We start from the raw sequence: 22884 nt of genomic DNA, 5'->3' as shown, positions 1-22884 counted from the left end.
GATTTCCGGGGTGCTTTAGCGCTCCCGATCGCCGTGAAAGGTGGATCCGTCATGCCTGGCTCCGATCGGAGCGCGCACGCTCCGACCCAGTTGTCCTTCGCCCAGCAACGGCTGTGGTTCCTCGACCGGTTGCGGCCGGGCCTGCCGGACCACAACGTCCCGACCGCGGTCCGCCTGCGTGGCCGGCTGGACCAGGAGGCGCTCGTCCGGGCGCTGACCGACGTCGTGCGGCGCCACGAGGTGTTGCGCGGCAGGATCGTCGACTCCGAGGACGGCCCGTGCCACGTCACGGAGCCGGTCGGGACCTTCGTGCCGACGATCACCGACCTGGCGCACACCCCGGCGGAACAGGCCTGGCAGCGGGCCCGGGAGCTGGTGGCCGCCGACCTGGCGGCCCCCTTCGACCTCGGCGCCGCCCCGATGCTGCGGGCCCGACTGATCCGCGTCGCCCCCGACGACCACCTGCTGGTCCTGGTGATCCATCACATCGCCTGCGACGGCTGGTCGCTGCCGGTGCTGTGGCAGGAGTTCTCCGCCGGGTACGGCGCCGCCGTCGACGGCCGGCCGATCGCCCTGCCGGACCTGCCCGTCCAGTACGCCGACTTCGCGCACTGGCAGCGGAACCACCTGGCCGGAACCGCGCTGCAAGGACAACTCGACTACTGGCGAGAGCACTTGGCCGATCTTGTCCCGTCGGTGCTCCCGACGGACCGGGAGCGCCCCGCGGCGTGGTCCGGCCGGGGCGACCAGGTCGAGATCGAGATCCCGGCGGAACTCGCCGACCGGATCCGCGCACTGGGGCGCACCCACGAGGTGACGCCGTTCATGACGCTGCTGGCCGCCTTCCAGGTCCTGCTCGCGCGCTGCACGGGACAGGCCGATGTGACGGTGGGCACCCCGATCTCCGGGCGGACCCGGATCGAGGTGGAGCCGCTGGTCGGCTTCTTCGTCAACACCCTCGTCCTGCGCACCGATCTGTCCGGCGACCCCGGCTTCACCGACGTGCTCGCCCGGGTGCGGCGGTGCGCGGTGGAGGCCTACGCCCACCAGGACGTGCCGTTCGAGCGGCTGGTGCAGGAGCTGCGGCCCGAGCGCGACCTCGGCCAGCACCCGCTGGTCACCGTCATGTTCCAGCTGGAGGATCCGCCCGCGCTCCCGTCCGGCCTCCCTGGGCTGAAAGTGAGCAGCCATCAGATACCCAATGACGTCGCCAAGTTCGACATCGAGGTCTCCCTGACGGACCTCGGCGACCGCCTCACCGGCGTCATCCGCTACGCCGCCGACCTCTTCGAGCGCGACACGGTGCGCCGGCTCGCCGAGGGCTTCACAGCGCTGCTCGACCATCTCGTCGGCGCTCCCGAACGGCCGATCTCGGCCTGGCAGACCCCGCCCGGCCTCCACGTGGGCGCCTCTGCTCCCACCGTGCACCCCGCGGCCATGCGGCCCGACGCCTCCCAGGCCGGCGCCGCCGAGACCGAGACCGAGCTCCTGGTGCTGGAGACCTGGGCCGAGGTGCTCGGAGTCACCCCGGACGGCGTGCACAGCGACTTCTTCGAACTGGGCGGCCATTCGCTGCTCGCCTCGAAGGTCATGTCCCGACTCGGCCGGGCGCTCGACCTCGAACTGCCGGTCGTCCTGCTCTTCTACCACCCGACCGTCGCCGAACTCGCCGACGGCATCGACGCGGCGCTGCTGGCGGACCTCGGCGAAGCCGAGGCGGAACCGCTCCCCGCCGGAAAGGCCCGTCACCCGTGAAGGCACAGCATAGTCGCCCCGAGTCCGGCCAGCCGACCGCTTCCACGCGGGCCGGCCTACGCGCCCTGCTCGACCAACGCGTCCGCGCGGCCCGGGCCAGGGCCGCCGAGGGCGAGCCGGAGGCCGCGGTCCCGCCCCGCCCGGAGGGTGCGCGGGTGCCGTCGTTCACCCAGGAACGCATGTGGCTGATCGAGCGGCTGTCCGACGGCCCCGCGCTGTACAACGTCCACGAGGTCTTCCGGCTGCGCGGCCCGCTGGACCTGGCCGCCCTCGGCCACGGCCTCACCGAGCTGGTGCGGCGCCACGAAGTCCTGCGCACCGCCTTCCCCGAGGAGGACGGCCGCCCCGTCCCCTCGGTGGAGCCGGCCCGGCCGGTCGACCTGCCCGTCACGGACCTGCGGACCGAGCCCGCGGAACGCCGGACGGAACTCGCCCTCGCCCTCGTCCACTCCGAGATCCTGCGCCCCTTCGACCTGGCCGCCGCCCCGCTGCTGCGCGCGTCGCTGCTGCGGGTCGACGAGGACGAGCACCTCCTGGTGGTGGTCGTCCACCACATCGCGGTCGACGGCTGGTCGATGCCGCTGCTGTGGGACGACCTGTCGGCGATGTACCGGAGTCGGCTGGAAGGCCGCGAGCACGAGCTGCCGCCCTTGCGGATCCAGTACGCGGACTTCGCCCACTGGCAGCGGGCCCGGCTCTCCGGCGACCGCCTGCAGAGCCAACTGGACTACTGGAGCGCACAGTTGTCCGGGCTGTCGCCGCTGGACCTGCCCACCGACCGTCCGCGCGGACCGGTCCGCGCGGGCCGGGGCGAGCGGATCACCTTCACGGTGCCCGAGGAACTGGCCGAGCGGCTGCGGCTGCTGGGCCGGCGGCACGGCGCGACGATGTTCATGACCCTGCTGGCCGGGTTCCAGGCCCTGCTCGCCCGCTACAGCGGGCAGTCCGACGTGGCGGTCGGCACGCCGGTCGCGGGCCGCACCCGGCCGGAACTCGACCCGCTGGTGGGCTCGTTCATCAACACCGTGGTCCTGCGCACCGACCTCGCGGACGACCCGGGCTTCGCCGAGCTGCTCGACCGGGTCCGCCGGACCGCCCTGGACGCCTACGCGCACCAGGACGTGCCGTTCGAGCGGCTGGTGCAGGAACTGCGGCCGGCCCGCGGCCTCGACCGCAACCCGCTGTTCCAGGTGATGGTCGCCGGCCTGTCCGACCCGACCGCCTCGCTCCGGCTGGCCGGGGCGGAGGTCGAACAGCTGGAGGTCGACAACGGCACGGCCAAGGTCGACCTCAGCCTGGTGATCGCCGACCGGCCGGGCGGCCCGGACGGTACGGCCGGCACGAGCGGGACGACCGGCACGACCGGCACCGTGGCCTTCGACACCGCGCTGTTCGACCGCGCGAGCGTGGAGCGCCTGGTCGGCCACTACCTCCGGCTGCTGGACGCCGCGGCCGACGACCCCGACCGTCCCGTCTCCCGCCTGGACCTGCTCACCGAGGCCGAGCGCGAGGCGCTGCTGGTGGCCGCCAACGCCACCGACGAACCCTTCCCCGCCGACCGCTGCGTGCACGAGCTGGTGGAGGAGCGGGCCCGGCTGACCCCCGACGCGGTGGCGGTCCGCTGCGGAAGCGAGCGACTGACCTACCGGGAACTCGACGGCCGGGCCAATCAGTTGGCCCGGCACCTGCGAGCCCGGGGAGCCCGGCCGGAACGCCTGGTCGGCGTCTGCCTGCCGCGCTCGGCGGAGCTGGTCGTGGCCCTGCTGGCCGTCCTCAAGTCGGGCGCCGCCTACCTGCCGCTGGACCCGGACCTCCCGGCCCAGCGGATGTCGTTCATGCTCGCCGACGCCGACGTGCCGCTGCTGCTCACCCGGCGCTCCCTGGCCGACCGGCTGCCGGAACACGGCGCCGAGACGGTGTGGCTGGACGCCGAGGCCCCGCTCGTCGCGGCCCTGTCCGAGGACCGGCTGCCGCCGCTCGCGACGCCCGCCGACCTGGCGTACTCGATCTACACCTCCGGTTCGACCGGCCGCCCCAAGGCCGTGCTGGTCCCGCACGAGGGCGTGGTCAACTACCTGGTGGTCCGCGGCCGCCAGCTGGACCTCGACGGGTCCGACGTCGTCGCCTCGGTGGCCTCGATCTCCTTCGACGTCATCGTCCCCCAGGTGCTCATGCCGCTGGCCTGGGGCGCGAGCGTGGTGATCGCCCCGTCGGAGGTCGCGGTCGACGGCCCGCGCCTGACGGAGATGATGCGCGAGTTCGGCGTGACCACGCTCATGGCCACCCCGGCCACCTGGCTCCTGCTGCTGGACGGCGGCTGGCCGGGCGGCCGGTTCCAGGCGATCTGCGTGGGTGAACCGCTCCAGCCCGCCCTGGCCCGGCGGCTCCTCGACCGGGTCTCCACGCTCTGGAACGGCTACGGTCCCACCGAGGCGTCCGTCGGCTGCGTCACCCGGCGGGTGGACGCCGACCGGGACCTGGCCCGGCCGGGCGGGTCCGTGCCGATCGGCCGGCCGCTCGGCAACCTCCGGATCTACCTGCTGGACCCGGCCGGCGCCCCGGTGCCCGTCGGCGTCCCGGGGGAGATCCACATCGGCGGGGTCGGCGTCACCCGCGGGTACGCCAACCGGCCGGGGCTGACCGCCGAGCGCTTCGTGCCCGACCCGTTCGGCGCGGCCGGCGGTCGGCTGTACCGGACCGGCGACCTGGCGCGGTACCTGCCGGACGGCAGCCTGGTCTTCCTCGGCCGCACCGACGAGCAGGTGAAGATCCGCGGGTACCGCATCGAGCTGGGCGAGATCGAGGCCGCGCTGTGCGCGCAGCCCGGTGTCGCCAGGGCCGCGGTGACGGTGCGCGGCGGCGGGACGGACGCCGAACTGGCCGGCTACCTGGTGTGGCAGGACCGACCGGGTGACCTGGCGGCCCTGCGGCGCGCCCTGCGCGAGACCCTGCCCGAGTTCATGGTGCCCACGACGCTGACCGCGCTCGACCGGATCCCCCTGACCACCAACGGCAAGGTGGACCGCGCGGCCCTGCCCGAGCCCGCCCGCCACGACCACGGGGCCGGTGCGCTCCCGCCACGGGACCTGCCGGAACTCCTGATGACCAGGATCTGGGAGCGCGTGCTGGGCACCCCGCGGGTAGGCGTCCGGGACGACTTCTTCGCGCTGGGCGGGCACTCCCTGAGGGCGGTCGAGCTGGTGGAGGCCGTCCGGCGGGAGTGGGGGGTGACCGTGCCGCTGAACACGGTGTTCCGCCACCCCACCGTCGAGGGGCTGTGCGCGGAACTGCCCAACGCGGCGCGGGCCCTGCGCCGGCTGGTCGTTCCGCTGGCCGAGGGGGACCGCCGCCGGCCGCCGCTGATCCTGGTGCACCCGCAGAGCGGCGACGTGTGCTCCTTCCTCCACCTGGCCGGACAGCTCGCCGAATCCCCGGTTGACGCCGCCCGGCCCGTCTACGGCCTGGAGGCCGTCGGCTACAACACCGACGAGCCGCCCCTGACCACCGTCGAGGAGCAGGCGCGGCGCTACCTGCGGGAGCTGCGGTCCGTCCTGCCCGACGGCCCGTACCTGCTGGCCGGCTGGTCCTTCGGCGGGCTGGTCGCCTTCGAGCTGGCCCGCCTGCTGGAGGAGCAGGGGAACCCCCCGGGGTTCCTCGGGATCATCGACGTCGGAGCGCCCGCGTCCACCGGTGGAACCGCCACCGGGGCGGACGGGGATCTCCACGAGCTCGACGAGGAGGCCGCCCTCGCCCTGCTGCTCCACGACGCGGACGGCCGCGAGCACCTTCCCGAGGGGGTGCGCACCGAACAACTGCGGCGCATGGCACGGGTGTTCACCGCCAACGGCGCCGCCGCCCGGCGCTACCGGTCGACGGCACGGCTGCGGACACCGATCCACCTGTTCACCAGCGCCGAGACCCACCCCGAACTCGGCGGCCCGGTCGTGGTCCCCGCCCGGTGGCGGGACCGTACCCGGGGGTCGTTGAGCGTCGTCGAGGTCCCCGGCAACCACCACGACATGCTGTCGCCGCCGCACGTCGCCCCCTTCGCCGACGCGCTGTCGGCCGTCCTGGAGGAGCTCGGATGAGCGACGAGAAGGAGCTGCCGCTGTCGTCGGCGCAGTCCGGCATCTGGTTCGCCCACCACCTGCGCCCCGGCAGCCCCGCCTACAACACCGGCGAGTACGTGGACATCCCCGGGCCGATCGACCCGGAGCTGTTCGAGACGGCCGTACGGCGCGTGGTGGACGAGACCGAGTCCCTGCGCGTCCGCCTCACCGACGGCGCCGACGGCCCCCGGCAGGTCGTCACCCCATTGCCCGACTGGACGATTCACCACGTCGACCTCACCTCGGCACCGGACCCGCTGGGGGAGGCCGAGCGCTGGATGCGCGCCGACCTGTCCACCCCGCTCGGGCTCACCCGGGACCCGCTGTTCCGCCAGGCCCTGTTCGCCGTCGCGCCGGACCGCTTCCTCTGGTACCAGCGCGTCCACCACATCGTGGTCGACGGCTTCAGCATGTCGCTCATCGCCCGCCGCGTCGCCAAGACCTACACCGGACTGGTCGGGGGCCGGGCCGGGGCAGGGCCGGCCTTCGGGCCGCTGAGCGCCCTGCTGGCGCACGACGCCGCCTACCACGCCTCCGAACAGCCCGAGCGGGACCGGGAGTTCTGGGCGGCCCGGCTGGCCGGACGACCGGACCCGGTCAGCCTCGCCAGCCGCTCGGCGCCCGCCTCGGACGGCTTCCTGCGCCGTACCGGCAGTCTCGACGCGCCCACCCTGGCCGCGCTGCGGCGGGCCGCGCGACCCGCCGGGGCGAGCTGGCCCACCGCCTTCACCGCCGCGGTCGCCGCGTACCTCCACCGCCTCAGCGGCGAACGGGACATCGTGCTCAGCATGCCGGTGACCGGGCGCACCGGCTCCGCCGCGCCGGCCGTGCCCGGCATGGTGGCGAACGTGGTGCCGCTGCGGCTGCGCGTCCACCCCGAGCAGAGCCTGTCCGCGCTCGCGCGACAGGTGGCCGAGGAGGTCGCCGCCCAGCGCGGGCACCAGCGCCACCGCAGCGAGGACCTGCGCAGGGAACTGGACCCGGCCCGCTCGGAGCGGGTCCTGTTCGGGCCCGTCGTCAACATCATGTCCTTCTACTACCACCTGGACTTCGCGGGCGTCCGGGCCACCGTGCACAACCTGTCCAACGGGCCGGTCGAGGACCTCTCCTTCTCCGTCTACGACCGCTCCGACGGCACCGAGCCCCGGCTCGACCTCGACGCCAACCCCGCGCTCTACACCGAGGCCGAACTCACCGCCCACCAGCAGCGGTTCCGCCGCTTCCTGGACGTGGTGGCCGCCGACCCGGACCGGCCGATCGGCCGGCCCGACCTCCTCACCCCCGAGGAACGGCACCGGACCGTCGTCTCCGTCAACCGCACCACGCGGCCCCTGCCGCACCCGACGGTGCCGTCGGCCTTCGCGGCCGAGGTCGCGCGCAGGCCCGAGGCACCCGCCGTGGTGTGCGGCGAAACCACCCTGTCCTACGCCGAGTTGAACGCCCGGGCCAACCGGCTGGCCCACCGGCTCATCGCCCTCGGCGTCCGCTGCGACAGCACGGTGGCCGTGCTCATGGAACGCTCCGTCGACGTGGTGGTGGCGGTCCTGGCGGTCGGCAAGGCCGGCGGCGCCTACGTACCGCTGGACACCCGGGCCCCGGCGGCCCGCCTGCGCCGCGTCCTGGACGACACCGGGGCGGCGGTGCTGCTCACCCACGGGGCCACCCGGGAGCATGCGCCGTCCCTCGGCACCCCCGGGGTCGTCGTCGACGCCGACCCCGGCCTCGCCGACCAGCCGGCCACCGACCCCGTCGTGCCGCTGCGCCCGGACCACCTGGCGTGCGTCCTGTACACCTCGGGCTCCACGGGCACGCCGAAGGGCGTGGCCCTGAGCCACCGCAACGTCATCAGCCTGACCGCGCAAGGCTGTTGGTGCGACGGGGACGGCCCGCGCGTCCTCGCGCACTCCCCGCACGCCTTCGACGCCTCGACCTACGAGTGGTGGGTGCCGCTGCTCAACGGCGGCCGGGTGGTCGTGGCCCCGCCCGGGGAGCTGGCGCTCGCGGACCTCCACCGGCAGATCGTCGACCACCGGGTCGGCGCGCTCTGGCTGACGGCCGGGCTGTTCCGGGTGTTCGCCGAGGAGTCCCCGGGCACGCTGGCCGGGGTCGGCCAGGTGTGGACCGGCGGCGACATCGTGCCGGCCGACGCGGTGCGGCGCGTCCTGGACCGCTGCCCGGACTCCGTGGTGGTCGCCGGGTACGGCCCGACCGAGGCCACCACCTTCACCACCCGCCGGGTGCTCCGCCCCGGCCACGCCGTGCCCGACGTCGTCCCCCTCGGCCGGCCGGTGGACAACCGGCGGGTGTACGTCCTGGACGAGGCGCTGTCCCCGGTGCCGCCGGGGGTGGCCGGCGTGCTGTACGTCGCCGGCGCGGGCGTGGCGCGCGGGTACCTGAACGACCCCCGCCGGACGGCCGCCCAGTTCGTGCCGTGCCCGTTCGGCGAACCGGGCGAGCGGATGTACCGCACGGGCGACGTGGTCCGCTGGAACGCCGAGGGGGAGCTGGAGTTCCTCGGCCGCGCGGACGAACAGGTCAAGCTCCACGGCTTCCGCATCGAACTCGGCGAGATCGAGGCGGTCCTGGCCGGGCACCCCGCCGTCGCCCAGGCGACCGTGGTCGCCGGCCCGGGTGCCTCCTCCGGCCGGCGTCTGATCGGCTACGTCGTCCCGGCCGGGGCCCCGGGGCCCGACCCGGCGCTCGAGCCGGCCTCGGTACGGGAGCACGCCGCCGCGGCCCTGCCGGACTACATGGTGCCCTCGGCGATCGTCGTGCTCGACGCCTTCCCCCTGACGCCCAGGGGGAAGATCGACCGGGCCGCGCTGCCCGTCCCCGACCCCGAGCCGGCACCGTCCGGGCCCGGGCCGCGCACCCCGGCGGAGCGGACGATGTGCGCGCTGTTCGCCGAGGTGCTCGGCCGCCCCGAGGTGGGCGTCGACGACGGCTTCTTCGCGCTCGGCGGCAACTCCCTGCTCGCGACCCGGCTGGTCAACCGGGTGCGGGTGCGGTTCGGCCGGGACCTCACACTCGGCGCCCTGTTCCAGGCGCCCACCCCGGCGCGCCTGGTCGAAGCCCTGGAGGAGGCCCCGGACGCCGCGGCCGTACCGGTCCTCTCACCCCGTACCCGACCCTGAGCCCCTGAGGGCGATCACAGGAAGCACTTCGGCATGGTCCACACCCCCTCCCAGCCCGACGACACCCCGGCACCGCCCGCGACACCGGAAGCACCGACCGCCGTAGCGCCGGCGGAGTCCCAGGTCCGCCGGTACTACCGGCTGGTCGACGCCGGCGACGTTCCCGCGCTGGTCGCCCTGTTCACCCCCGACGCCCGCTACCACCGCCCCGGGTACCCGCCCATGGTCGGGCACGCCGAACTGGAACGCTTCTACCGCGACCAGCGGGTGATCCGCTCCGGCACCCACACCCTGGCCACCGTGGTCACCACCGGCGACGAGGTGGCGGTGCACGGCCTGTTCCGCGGCGTGCTGCACGACGGCGGCGAGGTCGAGCTGCGGTTCGCGGACTTCTTCCGGATGACGCCGCAGGGCCGCATCGCCGCGCGCGACACCTTCTTCCACGTGCCGGCGGTCTGAGGCACAGCCACAACCACAGCCACAGCGGCACCGGCGGCGACCGCCCTCGCGGTCGCGCGTTCACCCCCGACGGGGACACTTCAGCACAGGAAAGCGGGAAGCAGTTGACCCAGACGGTCCTCACCTCCGACATCCCGGCGTTCGTCGGCAGCGGACGGCCACCGTTCGACGCCCGGGCGATCCACGAGCTGGTCGCCGAACAGGCCGTGCGGGCCCCGCACGCGCCCGCCGTCACCTGCGACGGACGGACCCTGACCTACCGGCAGCTCGACGACCGCGCCAACCGGCTCGCCGGGCGGCTGCGGGAGGCCGGACTGGCGCCGGAGGGCGTCGTCGGCGTGCTGGTGCCGCGGTCGCCGGAGCTGATCGTGGCCCTGCTCGCCGTCCTCATCGCGGGCGGGGCGTACCTCGGGCTCGAACCGGACGACCCGGCCGCCCGCCACGCGCTGCTGCTCGAAGACGCCGGCGCGGCCATGGTGATCACCGAGGAGGCCGCGGGGCCCGAGCTGCGGGAGCGGCTGCCCCACGCCGTCGTCACGGTGACGGAGGGCGACCCGGCGCAGGAGCCGGCCACCGCGCCGGCGGCCCCGGCCCGCCCCGGCGACCCGGAGCGGCTCGCCTACGTCAGCTACACCTCCGGCTCCACCGGCGAGCCCAAGGGCGTCGGCGTGCCCCACCGGGCGGTCGACCGGCTCGTCCGGGGTGCGGACTGGGTGGACGTCCGCGCCGAGGACGTCTTCTTCCACCTCGCGCCGGTCGCGTTCGACGCCTCCACCTTCGAGATCTGGACCCCGCTCGTCAACGGCTGCCGGCTGGTCCTCTTCCCCCCGGTCGCCATCACCCTGGAGCACGTGGCGCGGATCGTCCGCGCCGAGCGCGTGACGGTCCTGCTGCTGACCACCGGGCTCCTCCACCAGATGGTGAGCTCCCACCCGGAGGCGTTCGCCGACGTCCGGCACGTCCTCACCGGGGGCGACGTGGCCTCACCGGGCCACGTCCAGCACCTGCTGGCCCGCTACCCGGAGCTGCTCTTCACCAACGGCTACGGGCCGACCGAGAACACCACGTACACGACCTGCTGGACCAGCAGCACCCTCCCCGAGCTGCGGAGCGTGCCGATCGGCCGCCCGATCAGCGGCACCAGGGTCGCCGTGCTCGACGACGAGCTCAGGCCGGTGCCCGTCGGCGAGTGCGGGGAGCTGTACGTGGCCGGGGCGGGCCTGGCCCGCGGCTACCTGGGCCGCCCGGCCGCGACCGCCGAACGGTTCCTGCCCGACCCGTTCGGCACCGAGCCCGGCGCCCGGATGTACCGGACCGGCGACCTCGTGCGCTGGCTGCCGGACGGCACGCTGGAGTTCGTCGGACGCGCGGACGACCAGGTCAAGGTCCAGGGCTACCGCGCCGAACCGCGCGCCGTCGAGGTCGAGTTGGAACGGCTCCCCGGGGTGCGGCACGCGGTCGTGCTGCCGCAGCCCGACCCGGCGGGTGGCACCCGGCTGCTGGCCTACGTCGTGCCCGCGGAACCCGGCCCGGAGGGCAACGCCGACCTCGGGCGGCGGCTGCGCCACGACCTGCGGGAGAGCCTGCCGGACTACCTGATCCCCTGGGCGATCCTGGTCCGTCCCGAGCTGCCGGTGAACCGCAACGGCAAGATCGACCGCCGGGCCCTGCCCACCGCCACCCGGGTCCCGCGCAACGTGCCCAACGAGTTCGTCCCGCCCGTCACCGAGGTGCAGACCCGACTGGCCGACCTGTGGGGCGACGTCCTCGGCATCGAACCGGTCGGCGTCGACGACGACTTCTTCGACCTCGGCGGGCACTCCCTGCTGGCCACCGACCTCCTGGTCGCCACCCAGCGCGAGTTCGACGTGGACCTCCCCGCGCAGACCCTCTACATGTCGCCGACCGTCGCCGAGCTGGCGACGGCCCTCAGCGAGCGGCTGGGGACGGCGGGCCCGGAGGGCCGGGCCGATGCGCCAGGCGGCCCGGCCGACGCGGCGGGGGAGGAGCGGCCCCGATGACGACGGTCCCCCCGACCGCGCGCTGCCCGGTCCTCGCCCCGCAGCCGGTCGACCTGATCGACCCCGACCTCTACCACGCGGGCGGGGCGCACGAGGCCTGGCGACGGCTGCGCCGCGAAGCCCCGGTGAGCTGGCAACCGGTCGGCGACATCGGCTACTGGTCGATCGTCGGCCACGCCGAGGCCAACCGGGTCCTGCGCGACCACGCCACGTTCACCTCCGAACAGGGCACCCTGCTCAACCTCCTCGGCAAGGGCGACCCCGCCGGCGGCCGCCAGATGGCCGCGACCGACCCGCCCCGGCACGCCCACCTGCGCGGCCCGCTCCAGCAGGCCCTGTCGATCAAGACGGTGGAGAACGACCGGGAGGCCATCCGCCGGGTCGTCGTCGACCTGCTCCGGCCGCTGGCCGACGGCGGCCCGTACGACTTCGCCGCCGCCATGGCCACCCTGCCGATGGCGGTGATCGGCACCATGATGACGCTGCCGCAACAGGACTGGCCGCGGCTGGTCCGGCTCGCCCACGCCTGCATCGCCGCGGACGACCCCGAGTTCCAGCTCGCCGACGGGCCCCAGGCCACCCTGGTGACCGCCCACCGCGAACTGTTCGCCTACTTCCAGGACCTCGTCACCGAGCGCCGGCGCGCACCGGGCGACGACCTGGTCAGCGTGCTGCTCACGATGGAACTGGACGGACGCCGGCTGTCGCCGGGCGAGATCGTGTCCAACTGCTACAGCCTGCTGCTCGGTGCGACCGTCACCACCGCCCAGCCGCCGATCGCGGCGATGGCCGAACTGGCCGGAACCCCGGTCCTGGACGACTGGGCGGCCCACCCGGAGCTGCTCGGCAGCGGCGTGGAGGAGGCGCTGCGCTGGGCCTCGCCCACCCAGCACTTCATGCGCCACACCACCCGCGACGTCGAGGTCCGGGGCGTGCCGATCCCCGCGGGGGACGCGGTCGTCGTCTGGCTGGCGTCGGCCAACCGCGACGAGACCGTGTTCGCCGACCCGTACACCTTCGACATCCGACGGCGGCCCAACAAGCACATCGCCTTCGGCGTCGGCGCGCACTACTGCATCGGCCACACCGTCGCACGGGTGGCCCTGCGGATCCTGTTCGCCGAACTGCTCGGCCGGTTCACCGACTTCGAACTCGCCGGGGCACCGCGACGGATGCGCTCGAACGTCATCGCGGGCTTCACCCACCTGCCGGTCAGCGCGCGGACCCGGTAGGGCCCGGCACTCTCACCGCAGCCGAACCAGAGAAGAAACCCCACACGGAAGGTCATCAGTGGACGCTCCGACGGCCCGTACCCGCAACAAGTGGTTCCTGCGCGAGCCGTCGCCGGTGGCGCCGGCGCGGCTGTTCTGCCTGCCCTACTCCGGCTGCGGTGCCAGCATGTACCGCCAGTGGCCGTCCTCGGTCGACGGCGTCGAGGTCTGTCCCGTGCAGCTGCCCGGCCGGGAGAACCGGATGCGCGAGCCCGCCCACACCACCTACCAGGCGCTGGCCGACGACCTCTGCGAGGCGCTGCGCCCCTACCTGGACCGGCCCTACGCCCTGTTCGGCCACTGCGGCTCCGCGCTGGCGGCGTACGAGACCGCCGTACGGGTGGTCCAGCGGGGCGGCCCCGCCCCGACCCGGCTGTTCGTCTCCTCCGAGGTCGCGCCGCAGGACGGCCCCTACGGCCGCTTCCTCGGCATGAACGACGACGAGCTGGCCGACGAACTGCGCGGGCTCGTCGCGGAGTTGGGCGGCACGCTGGAACCGAGCCTGCTCGCGCTCTACCTCGGCGTGCTGCGCAACGACGTCGACATGAACAAGCGCTACCACGTGGCCGAGCCGGTCCGGCTGCCGTGCCCGGTCACCGCCATCGGCTGGACCGAGGACACGGGCATCGAGCCGTCCCTGATGACCGGCTGGCCGGCCTGCGGCGACACCACCTTCGAACTCCTGGAAGGAGGCCACTACCGCTTCATCGAGGCGCCGGCGGACCTGCTGGCGCTGCTGGTCGCGGACCTGGCGCCCACCCGCTCCCGCACGTCCTGACGGCGGACCCGTCCGACCTCGGACGCGGCGCCCGACGCGACGTCCGAATGCCGCCAGCACACGGACCCTTCCACGGGTGACGATCGGGACAGCCCGACCGTACGCCGGCCACGGCCCGCCTTTCCGCGGGCCCGTACGCCTGCTCGTCCCCGCCCGTCGAAGGACCTCCCCGTGAACGACGCCCTCTTCGCCGTTGCCGAAGCTGCCGCCGCCGAACCCGACACCGCCGCGCAGGCCACCGCGGCACCCGCGCCGGGCCCGGCCTCCCCGGGCCCGGCCGCCCTGCCCGCGCTCGCCCCGGTCGACTGGCAGGACGTGCGGGAGCAGTTGGACCGGGACGGGGTGGCGCTCACCGGGCCCCTGCTGTCGCCCGCCCAGTGCCGGGAGCTCGCCGACACCTTCGACGACGACGGCCTGTTCCGCTCCACCGTGGTGATGCAGCGCTACGGCTTCGGCCGCGGCACCTACCGGTACTACGCCGACCCGGCCGCCGTACCGGTCCTGGACGCGCTGCGGGAGCGGCTGTACCCGCCGCTGGCGCGGATCGCCAACCAGTGGGCGGCGCGGCTGGGCGAGCGGACCTTCCCCCTCACCCTCGCCGAGCTGCACGCCGAGTGCGCCGCCGCGGGCCAGCACCGTCCCACCCCGCTGGTCCTGCGCTACGGTCCGGGCGACCACGCCTGCCTGCACCAGGACATCTACGGCGACCTCGTCTTCCCGCTGCAGGCCACGATCATGCTGGAACGGCCCGGCGAGGACTTCACCGGCGGCGAGAACGTCTTCGTCGAACAGCGGCCCCGCTCGCAGTCCCGCGCGATCGTGGTGCGGCCGCGGCTCGGCCAGGCCCTGGTCTTCCCCGTCCAGCACCGCCCCGTCCAGGGCAGCCGCGGCTACCGGCGCCACCCGATGCGCCACGGCACCAACGCCGTCGAGTCCGGGCGCCGCACCACGCTCGGCGTGATCTTCCACAACGCCCGCTGACCGCGCGCCCGCCCGCTCACCCCCAGGACACCCCGTGAACACCCTCGCCCCCGAGACCGTCCCCGACACCGCCGCCGGCACCGTCCAGGCCGCCGTCCGCGCCCTCGACACCGCCGACTGGACCGCCCTGACCGCCGAACTCGACACCCACGGCTGCGCCCCGACGCCCCGCCTGCTCGACCCCGCCCAGTGCCGGGAGCTCGCCGCGCTCTACGACCGGCCCGAACTGTTCCGCACCACCGTCGACATGGCCCGCCACCGCTTCGGCTCCGGCCAGTACCGCTACTTCACCCACGACCTGCCCGAAGCCGTCGCCGCCCTGCGCGAGGCCCTCTACCCCCACCTGCTCACCGTCGCCCGCACCTGGGCCGACAAGCTCCGCCGCCCCGCCCCCTGGCCCGACACCCTCGCCGAGTGGACCGCCATGTGCCACGCCGCCGGCCAGGACAAGAGCTCCCAGATCCTGCTGCGCTACGGCCCCGGCGACTGGAACGCCCTGCACCGCGACGTCTTCGGCGACCTCGTCTTCCCCCTCCAGGTGGTCATCGGCCTCGACGCCCACGGCACCGACTACACCGGCGGCGAGTTCCTCCTCGTCGAACAGCGCCCCCGCGCCCAGTCCCGCGGCACCGCGACCGTCGTCCCCCAGGGGCACGGCCTGATCTTCACCACCCGCGACCGCCCCGTCCCCTCGGCCCGCGGCCACCGCGCCGGCCCCGTCCGCCACGGCGTCAGCACCGTGCGCAGCGGCCGCCGCCACACCCTCGGCCTCGTCTTCCACGACGCCTGAGGCCCCGCCGCCATGGCCGCCACCGGCACACCCGGGCCCGCCGCCGACACCGCTGCGCCCACCGTCGGCACCGCCCCGGTCCCGTCCCGCCGCTACACCCTGACCGGACCCGACAACCGCCCCTACTCCAGCACCACGCCCGGCACCCTCGGCGGCCACCGCCGGGGCCGCCTCTACGGCCGCCTCGACTGCCCCTCCGCCCTGCGCACCATCGCCGCCGGCGGCTACGTGCGCCACCGCGTCTTCTTCGCCGACGAGGCCACCGCGATCGCCGCCGCCTATCGGCCCTGCTCGGTGTGCCTGCCCGAGAGGTACCGGCAGTGGAAGACCCGCCGGAAGGACCGCACCCCGTGAACCCCCGCCCCGCACCCGACCGCTCCCCGCTCCTCCCCGCACCCGGGCCGACCGCCTATGGCGACCTCCCCGCACCCGCCCCCCACACCGCCCCCGAACTCGCGGCCCTGCTGCGCCTGCTCGCCGACCACCGCCGCCCACCCCCGCACGGCGTCGCGATCGGCCACAGCCGCGACGACGCCTCCCGCGCGGCCGCCGCCGCCTTCGCCGACGCCTGGCAGGCCGCCGGCCACGCCGTCCTGGCCGTCGTCGACTGGCCCGAACAGGCCGCCTCCTGGCTGCGGCCCGCCCACCGCCTCACCGCCCCCGAACCCGACGCCCTCGTCATCGCCGCCGCCCCGCTCGGCTGGGCCCAACTCGCCCGACGCCTGCGCCACAGCACCCCCTGGCGCCCGGACCGCACCTTCGGCTTCGCGTCCCTCGCCGAGCCGGTCGCCGCCGCGCTCGCCGGGCCCGGCGTCCTGGACGGCGTACGCGGCGCGAGCGCGGACGGCGGCACCTGGCGCATCGCCTCCCGCTGGACCGACTCCTTCCCGCCCGCCACCCCGGGCGCCGCCGCGTGACCACTACCCCCGAGGCGACCGGAGCGGCCCCCGCCGGGGCTGCCCCCGTCGCCTCGCCGGAGTCGGGAACGCGCTACTGACGGGCCCCCACCGCCGCCCCGAGCCCGAGCAGCGCCACCCCGGCCACCCCCGACAGCCCCCGTTGCACCTTGCGCCGCAGCAGGACGCGCTGGATCGCGCCCAGGACCGCGACCACCACGACGTACCAGGCCAGGGCCAGCAGCCAGAACAGCCCGGCCAGGAGCACGTGCTGGGAGAGCTCGGACATGCCGGGCAGCTGGAACTGCGGGAAGAGGGAGAGGTAGAAGGCGGCGACCTTCGGGTTGAGCAGATTGCTCAGCAGGCCCTGGCGGAAGTCCGCCCCGCTGTCCGGCGCCCCGCCACCGCCGCCACGGCCGTGGCCGGCGGGCTGCGCGGCCGTCGCGTCGTCAGCTCCGTCCTCGCGTCGGCCGAGGCGGATGAAGTCGATCAGGGACCGGATGCCCAGGTAGGCGAGGTACAGGGCGCCGGCGATCCGCACGGCGGTGTAGAGCACTTCGGAGCCCGTGAGCAGCGCGGTCAGGCCCGCGACGGCCGCGCCGGCGAGGACCGCGTTGCCGAGCATGATGCCCATCGCGGTCGCGGCCGCGCCCCGGCGGCCGCCCCGTGCCGCGTTCCGCAGCAGGAGCACCAGGTCGGGGCCCGGAACAACGATGATCAGAAGAGAAGCGAGTACGAACGTCAGTAGCTGCGCAGTCATACACCAATCATGGCGCGGTTGAGAAGGGTTTTGGGCAAGTTGGTGAGAACGGCCGGTTCCTCCGTGTCCCGAAGCGTGGCGGTCGTCTGCATTCAGGGGACTTGTCCGTTCGACTGCCGCCGCCGTTCTCATATTCCGTCAGAAACCCTCTCAGCATGTGAGACCGGCGAAATCGGACCATGCGGTCCCTGGTCGATTCGCAGACTTACCGATGTGAATGCCACGAGGCCTTCCGCGCTTGTTAGAGTCGAATCACCCGAAGCAACCCGGGTCTCCGGAGTTCGGCATCCGGAGTCGCACGACTTCTTCGACCCGCACGCGACCGTGATGGAGTGAGATCGCATGAAGTCCCGACTCGACCGCTACGAGGAATTCATCGAGAAGGAGTACCGGGCCGGCCTGACGAAGCCCGACGAGTACTCGCTCGACGACGTCACCCCGGACCTTCGAAAGCGTCTCTCCGAAGGGAGGTTCAAGCGCATCGTCTTCACCGGAATGGGCTGCTCGGCCATCGTCTCGGATATCGTCCGCGGCTACTTCACGGAGATCGGCCTGCCCCTCGAAGTGCACGTCGTGAACGACTACGACTTCCGCTTCCTGGCCGCTCCCTCGGTCCTCGAGGACGAGGCGACCCTGTACATCATCAGCTCGTACAGCGGGCACTCGCAGGAGCCGGTCCTCGCCTACCAGCGGCTTCGCGCCGTCCGGGACCAGGTGCTCCTGCTCACCTCCGGCGGCAAACTGGCCGAGCTCGGGCGGGCGGACGGCGCCTCCATCGCCTACTGGCGGCTGCGCGAACCGGACCGCGAGTACCCGCTCTTCCACGTCTCGCAGTACTTCGCCATCCTGATGGACATGTTCCACGAATTCGGGGTGCTGAGCGACGACCACCACGCCCGGCTGGGCGAATTGGCGGGCCTGCTCGAGGCGGATTTCGAGGAGAACGGCCGCGAGGCCGCCCGTCGGATCGCCGACGCGAGCGAGGACGCGAACATCATCATGATCGCGTCCCCGAAATGGCACGAGAGCCTGCTCAAGCTGGCCAAGATGCACTTCAACGAGATGGCCATGGTTCCGACCGCCCGGAACTACTTCCACGAATTCTGCCACAGCGAGGTGGCCACGCTTTCCGACCCGGTGCGGAAGCACAGCACGGTCTGGTTCTCCGACGCGGACGACGACGAGTACACCCTCGCCAAGGGTGAGAACCTGCAGCGTCTGCTGACCGACGACCGACCGGAGAACCGGAACATCCGGTTCTCCCGGGTGCACCTTTCGGAGGGGGACTTCCTCCGGAAGTACTTCACCGCCCTCAACGTGGTGCAGCACGCGGCACTCCGCCTCGGCCGGCACCACGAGACGCGGTCGCGCGACCTCATCTCCGAATCCGCCGGAAACCCCTGGTACCACAGCACCACCATCGAGTCCGAGCTGACGGCGTAACACCCGGACGGAGAGAACGGAGAGGACTGTGGTGGCGGACATGGATGACACCAGTCCGCTGCACCTGTTCGACGTCACAGGCAAGGTGGCCCTGATCACTGGGGCCACCCGCGGGCTGGGCCAGGCCATCGCGGCCGGCCTGGCCCGCGCCGGTGCCAGAGTGATCGTCGCCGGGCGCAGCAGCGAAGCAGCAGACGCGGTCGCCGGCAAACTGGCCGTCGACGGAGGATCCGCCGTCGGTGTCGGGCTGGACGTGACGCGGGAAGCAGAGGTCGAGGACGTCCTCTCCCGTGCGGTGCGCGAACACGGCGGACTCGACATCGTCGTCAACAACGCCGGCATCATCGACAGGTTCCCGGCCGAGGACTACCCGGCCGAGACCTGGCAGCGCGTCATCGACACCAACCTGACCGGCGCGTTCCTCGTGTCACGCGCCGCCGGGAGGGCCATGCTCCGGCAGGGCAGCGGAAAGATCGTCAACATCGCATCGGTCCTGGCCCACAGCGGTGGCCGCAACGTCGTCGCCTACGCGGCGAGCAAGGGCGCGCTGGTACAGCTCACCCGGTCCTGTGCGGCGGAGTGGGCCGGGCGGGGCGTCCACGTGAACGCGATCGCCGCCGGCTACTTCGAGACGGACCTGACCGCCGGTCTGCGCACGGACGCGCAGCGCAGTGCGGGCCTGCTCACCCGGGTACCCGCCGGCCGTTGGGGCAGGCCCGAGGAGCTCGTCGGGACCGTGCTGTACCTGGCCTCGGAGGCGTCCAGCTACGTCCACGGAGCCGTCATCGAGGCGGACGGCGGATGGACCGCCGCATGAACAGTCACCGCATGAACACCCACCGCATGAACAGTCAGCGCATGAACACCCACCGGGTGAACACCCACCGATCCCACGACCGGCCCGAACACGGGAGGAGGCACCGATGAAGCCGCACGCGCGGAGGCTCGACGGGTTCCGGCAGTCGACCATCAGGGCCATGACCGAGCGGTGCGTCGCCGTCGGCGGCATCAACCTCGGCCAGGGCCTGTCCCGCACGCCGCCCCCGGACGACCTGCTCGACCACGCGACCGCACACTTCGCGTCCGCCGACCACTCCTACAGCCCCGCCCACGGAGACGCCGTCCTCCGGCAGGCCGTCGCGCGGAAGCTGGCGGAGTACAACGGAGTCCACGTCGACCCGGAGCACGGGGTGGTGGCCACCATCGGCGCCACCGGCGCGTACAACGCGGCGGTACTGGCCCACCTCGACCCGGGAGACGGCCTGCTCCTGCCCGAACCCTTCTACGGCTACCACCGCACCGTGGCGGAGATCCACGGGGTCGTTCCCCAGCCGGTCAGGACGGACGCCCCCGGGTTCCGGATCGACAGGGCGGCCCTGGAGGCGGCCACGACGGACCGCACCAGGGCGATCGTGCTGTGCACACCCGGCAATCCGTCGGGCCACCGGATGCCACCGGACGAGATCGAGGAGGTGGCGCGCTTCGCAGCGGACCGGGACCTGCTGGTGATCACCGACGAGATCTACGAGCACCTCTACTACGGGGACGAACCGCACCGCTCGCCGGCGTCGTTCGACCTGCTGCGCGACCGCACGATCACGGTTTCCGGCCTCTCCAAGACCTACAGCATCCCCGGATGGCGGCTCGGCTACGCCGCCGGACCCCCGGAGCTGATCGCGCCGTTGCGCATCGCCGCCGACGCGCTCTCGGTGTGCGCCCCCACCCCGCTGCAGCAGATCGCCGCACGGGCGTTCACCCTGCCGGACTCCTTCTACGCGCGGACGCGCCAGGACTACCGCCGCAAGCGCGACCGGATCGCCGCGGCGTTCCGCGACGCGGGCCTCGCGACCAACGACCCGGAAGGCGCCTACTACCTCCTGGTGGACGGGACTCCGCTGGGCGGCGACAGCGGCGAGGTCGCGGAGACGATCCTGAGTGCCGCCGGCATCGCCACCATCCCGGCCGACGCGTTCCATCTCGGGCCGGCCCCTTATCCCTACGTCCGCGCGTGCTTCGCCCTGACCGACGCCGACATCCTCCGCGTAGAGGAGCACCTCTCCGAGGTGAAGTGGCCCTGACCGCCGCGGTCTAGCAGGCCGGCCGCCGCCCCGCCGCGGCGAGGCACCGGCGGCCGGCCGCCTCGCCGGCGGCCGGCCGACAGCCGCGATCAGCACTGCCCAACGGGCCCGCCCCTGGCCGGGATTGGCGTACCTCTCCGCCCGCAGCACCGCGGACTCCGGCGTCCGGGCGGTACGCGACCGCTATCCGGCGACCCCCTCCCTGTGGGCGGTCTGCGTCCACGCCGGCGCATGGCGTGCGCCCGTCGCGCCACGGCATCCGGGCCAGCCCGCGACACCCTGCTCGTGCCGGGAAGTCCCCGTTCCCGGCCTCTGGAACGAGCTTCAGCGGCGTGAGCCGTAGCCCCAGTGGTGGTCCGGGTAGTCGCCGCACGGGTACTGCATCAGCGGGGCCTGCGGGGCGTTGCTGCCGTGGGAGACGGCGAGGCACTGGCGGCTGTTGCCGTTGACGAAGCGGATGCCGTGCGGCCAGTTCTCGATCTTCCAGGCCTGCCCGGGGTGGTTCCGGCACGCCGACTGGACGACCTGGGCGGTGGCCTCGGTGCTGGAGTCCTGGACGGAGAGACAGAGGGCGCTGTTGTAGCTGACGATCCGGTAGTAGGTGTCGCCGTCGGCGTCCGTGTAGGCCTGCTGGGTCTGCCAGAAGTGGTCGGGGAAGTCCCCGCAGGGATACTGCTGGACCTGCGCGCCCTCCTCCCGGCTCCCGCCGGGCGTGGCGATGCACTGCAGGCTGTTGTTGTTCCTGATCGCCACCGATCCCGTCGGCGGGACGAGCGGGGTGCCGCCGAGGCGCCCCGGTGCCGGGAACATGGACGCGGAGGCGGACGCGGCGGCGGTGGGCACCGGGGGCGGCGCGGGTCGGTCGCCCCCGGTCGAGGCCGGAGGGCCGGTGGCTTCCGACAGGGCACGGGGCGGCTCGCCGGGAACCGTCGGACCGGGCTGTGCCGCTGCGCTCCGAACCCCCGCCGCCGGAGCCGGCCCGCCGTCCGGTGGGGGCGCGGTCGACGCCGTGGCCGGTCCGTCGCCGGGGGGCCGCGCCGACGGGCTGCCCGCCGGTGGCGCGGACGGTTCGGCGCTCGTGCCGGGCGTCGGCGCGGCGTCGGTACCGGCCGCCAGGGGGAGCGCGCCGGAGGAGGCGGGCACCGGGCGCAGCTGTACGCCCACCAGCACGCCCGCCAGCACCAGGGCTCCGGCCAGGACCGCCGCCGCGCCGACGGCCGCGCCCGTCCTGACGGTCCGACGCCCCGGTGCCCCGGCGGGCTCGGTGGGGTAGGGCGGATCGACGGGCGGCAGGTCGTCGAACGCCAGGCCCGGCGGGAAGAGGCCGGTCGGGCGATTGTCCGTGACCGGGACCAGCTCACCGCGGACAACCACGGCGGCGGTCGTCGCCGGGGCCATCCGGGCCACCTCCAGGTACCGGCCGGCCAGGGCCGTGCGTACCGCGAGGAGGTCCGTGTGCAGGCGCCGGAGCACGGGCAGGTGCGCCGGCACCCCGTCGGCCACCGCGGGCTCCGCACCCGGCTGTCGGCCACCGTCGGCCCCGGCCGGCGACTGCTCCTGGTCGACCAGGAGCCCCATGGCGCGTTGCTCCTGCTCCGCGGTCCGCCGAGCGTCGTACGCGCTCTCCCGGATGCGGCGCACCTCGTCCAGGCAGCGCGTCGCCTCCAGCAACCGGGCCCGCCGCTGCCCCGCATCGCCCCCGCCGGGCGGCAGCGGCGCGAGGGGGGACGTCCCGTCCGCTCCGGCGGAGCCCAGTTCACCCCGCAGCTCGGCCACGATGGCGATCAGCACGCGGATCAGTTCCTCCGCCTCCGCCACGCCGGCCTCGGCCTGCCGTTGCGCCTGCCTGGCCAGATCCAGCGCCTGCCGCGCGTCCGACCGCCCTGCCGCGGGCGACGGGAGCCCCCTGGCCGCCAGCCCGGCCCGTTCGTGCAGCTGACCGGCCCGGGCCAGGAGCACCGCCTGGGCCCGGGGGTCCGTCACGCGGTCGTGGATCAGCTGCCGGAGCAGGTGCCACGGGATGTCCTTCTCCGCGGAGCGGTACTCGCTCCAGCTGGTCCTGCCGGCCGGGTACCGGCGCGCGAGTTCGCGGACGGTGAGCCCGGAGGTCACCTCCCGCACCAGCCCGGCCAGGTCGTTCGCCTGCTCGGTCTCGCCCTTGAACCGCCCCTGTGGGCGTCCGGCGCTCCCCATTCCCTGCCCCCTGCCGTGTCCGTGGTCAATCCGGGTTGTCCGCTGTTCACCTGGGCCGCGGCCGAGTCTTGTAGATGGACAATCAAATACGCCCGCACTGTGGGAACTCCACCGGGTCTTCGGACAACTTGTCGGAGCCTGCCTGCGACGGGACACGCCGGCCGGGACCTCCGGTGCCGGAGCCGGGGCTGCGCCGTCCCGCGGCGGCGGTCACCC

At 74.0% G+C, this 22884-nt stretch carries 16 protein-coding genes; 14 read left to right on the top strand and 2 right to left on the bottom strand.

The features are described 5' to 3' along the window. The first annotated feature begins 51 nt into the window (after positions 1-51). The 11 genes from ACFVXH_RS37605 (at position 52) to ACFVXH_RS37555 (ending at position 16215) form a co-directional block, all read left to right on the top strand. Positions 52-1755: a condensation domain-containing protein gene (locus ACFVXH_RS37605; protein ID WP_387830648.1), complete on the top strand. Its 1704-nt coding sequence runs from the start codon at positions 52-54 to the stop codon at positions 1753-1755. After that, the gene (locus ACFVXH_RS37600; RefSeq protein ID WP_387830646.1) at positions 1752-5843 is read left to right on the top strand and encodes an amino acid adenylation domain-containing protein; all 4092 of its coding nucleotides are present in this window, start codon (positions 1752-1754) and stop codon (positions 5841-5843) included. The genes ACFVXH_RS37605 and ACFVXH_RS37600 overlap by 4 nt, the downstream gene beginning before the upstream one ends. Next, positions 5840-8998, top strand: coding sequence for an amino acid adenylation domain-containing protein (locus tag ACFVXH_RS37595; protein ID WP_387830644.1), 3159 nt, complete (start codon positions 5840-5842; stop codon positions 8996-8998). Before ACFVXH_RS37600 ends, ACFVXH_RS37595 begins: the two co-directional genes overlap by 4 nt. A gap of 33 nt (positions 8999-9031) precedes the next feature. Beyond that, complete coding sequence (locus tag ACFVXH_RS37590; RefSeq protein WP_387830642.1) at positions 9032-9457, top strand: nuclear transport factor 2 family protein; 426 nt, start codon at positions 9032-9034, stop codon at positions 9455-9457. A gap of 104 nt (positions 9458-9561) precedes the next feature. After that, positions 9562-11478, top strand: coding sequence for an amino acid adenylation domain-containing protein (locus ACFVXH_RS37585; RefSeq protein WP_387830640.1), 1917 nt, complete (start codon positions 9562-9564; stop codon positions 11476-11478). Further along, positions 11475-12710, top strand: coding sequence for a cytochrome P450 (locus ACFVXH_RS37580; protein ID WP_387830638.1), 1236 nt, complete (start codon positions 11475-11477; stop codon positions 12708-12710). The genes ACFVXH_RS37585 and ACFVXH_RS37580 overlap by 4 nt, the downstream gene beginning before the upstream one ends. Positions 12711-12768: 58 nt before the next feature. Further along, a complete protein-coding gene (locus ACFVXH_RS37575) occupies positions 12769-13527 on the top strand; it encodes a thioesterase II family protein (protein ID WP_387830636.1) in 759 nt (252 codons plus the stop codon). Positions 13528-13698: 171 nt separating this feature from the next. Then, positions 13699-14508 carry a 2OG-Fe(II) oxygenase gene (locus ACFVXH_RS37570; RefSeq protein WP_387830634.1) on the top strand — a complete coding sequence of 270 codons (810 nt, stop codon included), beginning with the start codon at positions 13699-13701 and terminating at the stop codon, positions 14506-14508. 127 nt (positions 14509-14635) lie between these two features. Next, on the top strand, positions 14636-15298 hold the full coding sequence (locus ACFVXH_RS37565) for a 2OG-Fe(II) oxygenase (RefSeq protein WP_387830662.1): 663 nt from the start codon (positions 14636-14638) through the stop codon (positions 15296-15298). A gap of 12 nt (positions 15299-15310) precedes the next feature. Then, positions 15311-15652 carry a metal-binding protein gene (locus tag ACFVXH_RS37560; RefSeq protein ID WP_387830632.1) on the top strand — a complete coding sequence of 114 codons (342 nt, stop codon included), beginning with the start codon at positions 15311-15313 and terminating at the stop codon, positions 15650-15652. Beyond that, positions 15649-16215 (top strand): hypothetical protein, encoded by a 567-nt coding sequence (locus tag ACFVXH_RS37555; RefSeq protein ID WP_387830630.1) that lies wholly within the window; start codon positions 15649-15651, stop codon positions 16213-16215. The genes ACFVXH_RS37560 and ACFVXH_RS37555 overlap by 4 nt, the downstream gene beginning before the upstream one ends. 73 nt (positions 16216-16288) lie before the next feature. On the opposite strand, the gene ACFVXH_RS37550 is transcribed toward ACFVXH_RS37555, so the two are convergent. After that, positions 16289-16954 carry a LysE family translocator gene (locus ACFVXH_RS37550; protein WP_063780371.1) on the bottom strand — a complete coding sequence of 222 codons (666 nt, stop codon included), beginning with the start codon at positions 16952-16954 and terminating at the stop codon, positions 16289-16291. Positions 16955-17296: 342 nt separating this feature from the next. Here ACFVXH_RS37550 and ACFVXH_RS37545 point away from each other — a divergent pair, with 342 nt between their 5' ends. The 3 genes from ACFVXH_RS37545 to ACFVXH_RS37535 all read left to right on the top strand — a co-directional run bounded on the left by ACFVXH_RS37545 (position 17297) and on the right by ACFVXH_RS37535 (position 20475). Next, positions 17297-18397, top strand: a complete 1101-nt coding sequence (locus tag ACFVXH_RS37545) for an SIS domain-containing protein (RefSeq protein ID WP_049659031.1) — start codon at positions 17297-17299, stop codon at positions 18395-18397. Positions 18398-18437: 40 nt separating this feature from the next. Next, positions 18438-19214, top strand: a complete 777-nt coding sequence (locus ACFVXH_RS37540) for an SDR family NAD(P)-dependent oxidoreductase (protein ID WP_049659034.1) — start codon at positions 18438-18440, stop codon at positions 19212-19214. 106 nt (positions 19215-19320) lie between these two features. Beyond that, the gene (locus tag ACFVXH_RS37535; RefSeq protein WP_380741068.1) at positions 19321-20475 is read left to right on the top strand and encodes a pyridoxal phosphate-dependent aminotransferase; all 1155 of its coding nucleotides are present in this window, start codon (positions 19321-19323) and stop codon (positions 20473-20475) included. Between the two features lie 324 nt (positions 20476-20799). Here the strand turns inward: ACFVXH_RS37535 and ACFVXH_RS37530 are convergent, their stop codons facing one another. Continuing rightward, complete coding sequence (locus ACFVXH_RS37530) at positions 20800-22668, bottom strand: RICIN domain-containing protein (protein WP_387830627.1); 1869 nt, start codon at positions 22666-22668, stop codon at positions 20800-20802. Positions 22669-22884 lie beyond the last annotated feature (216 nt).

The organism is Kitasatospora sp. NPDC058184, from assembly GCF_042883725.1.
GTDB lineage: Bacteria > Actinomycetota > Actinomycetes > Streptomycetales > Streptomycetaceae > Kitasatospora.
The sequence above is the reverse complement of the archived record's forward strand: the minus strand, read 5'-3'. Positions and strand labels throughout refer to the sequence as shown.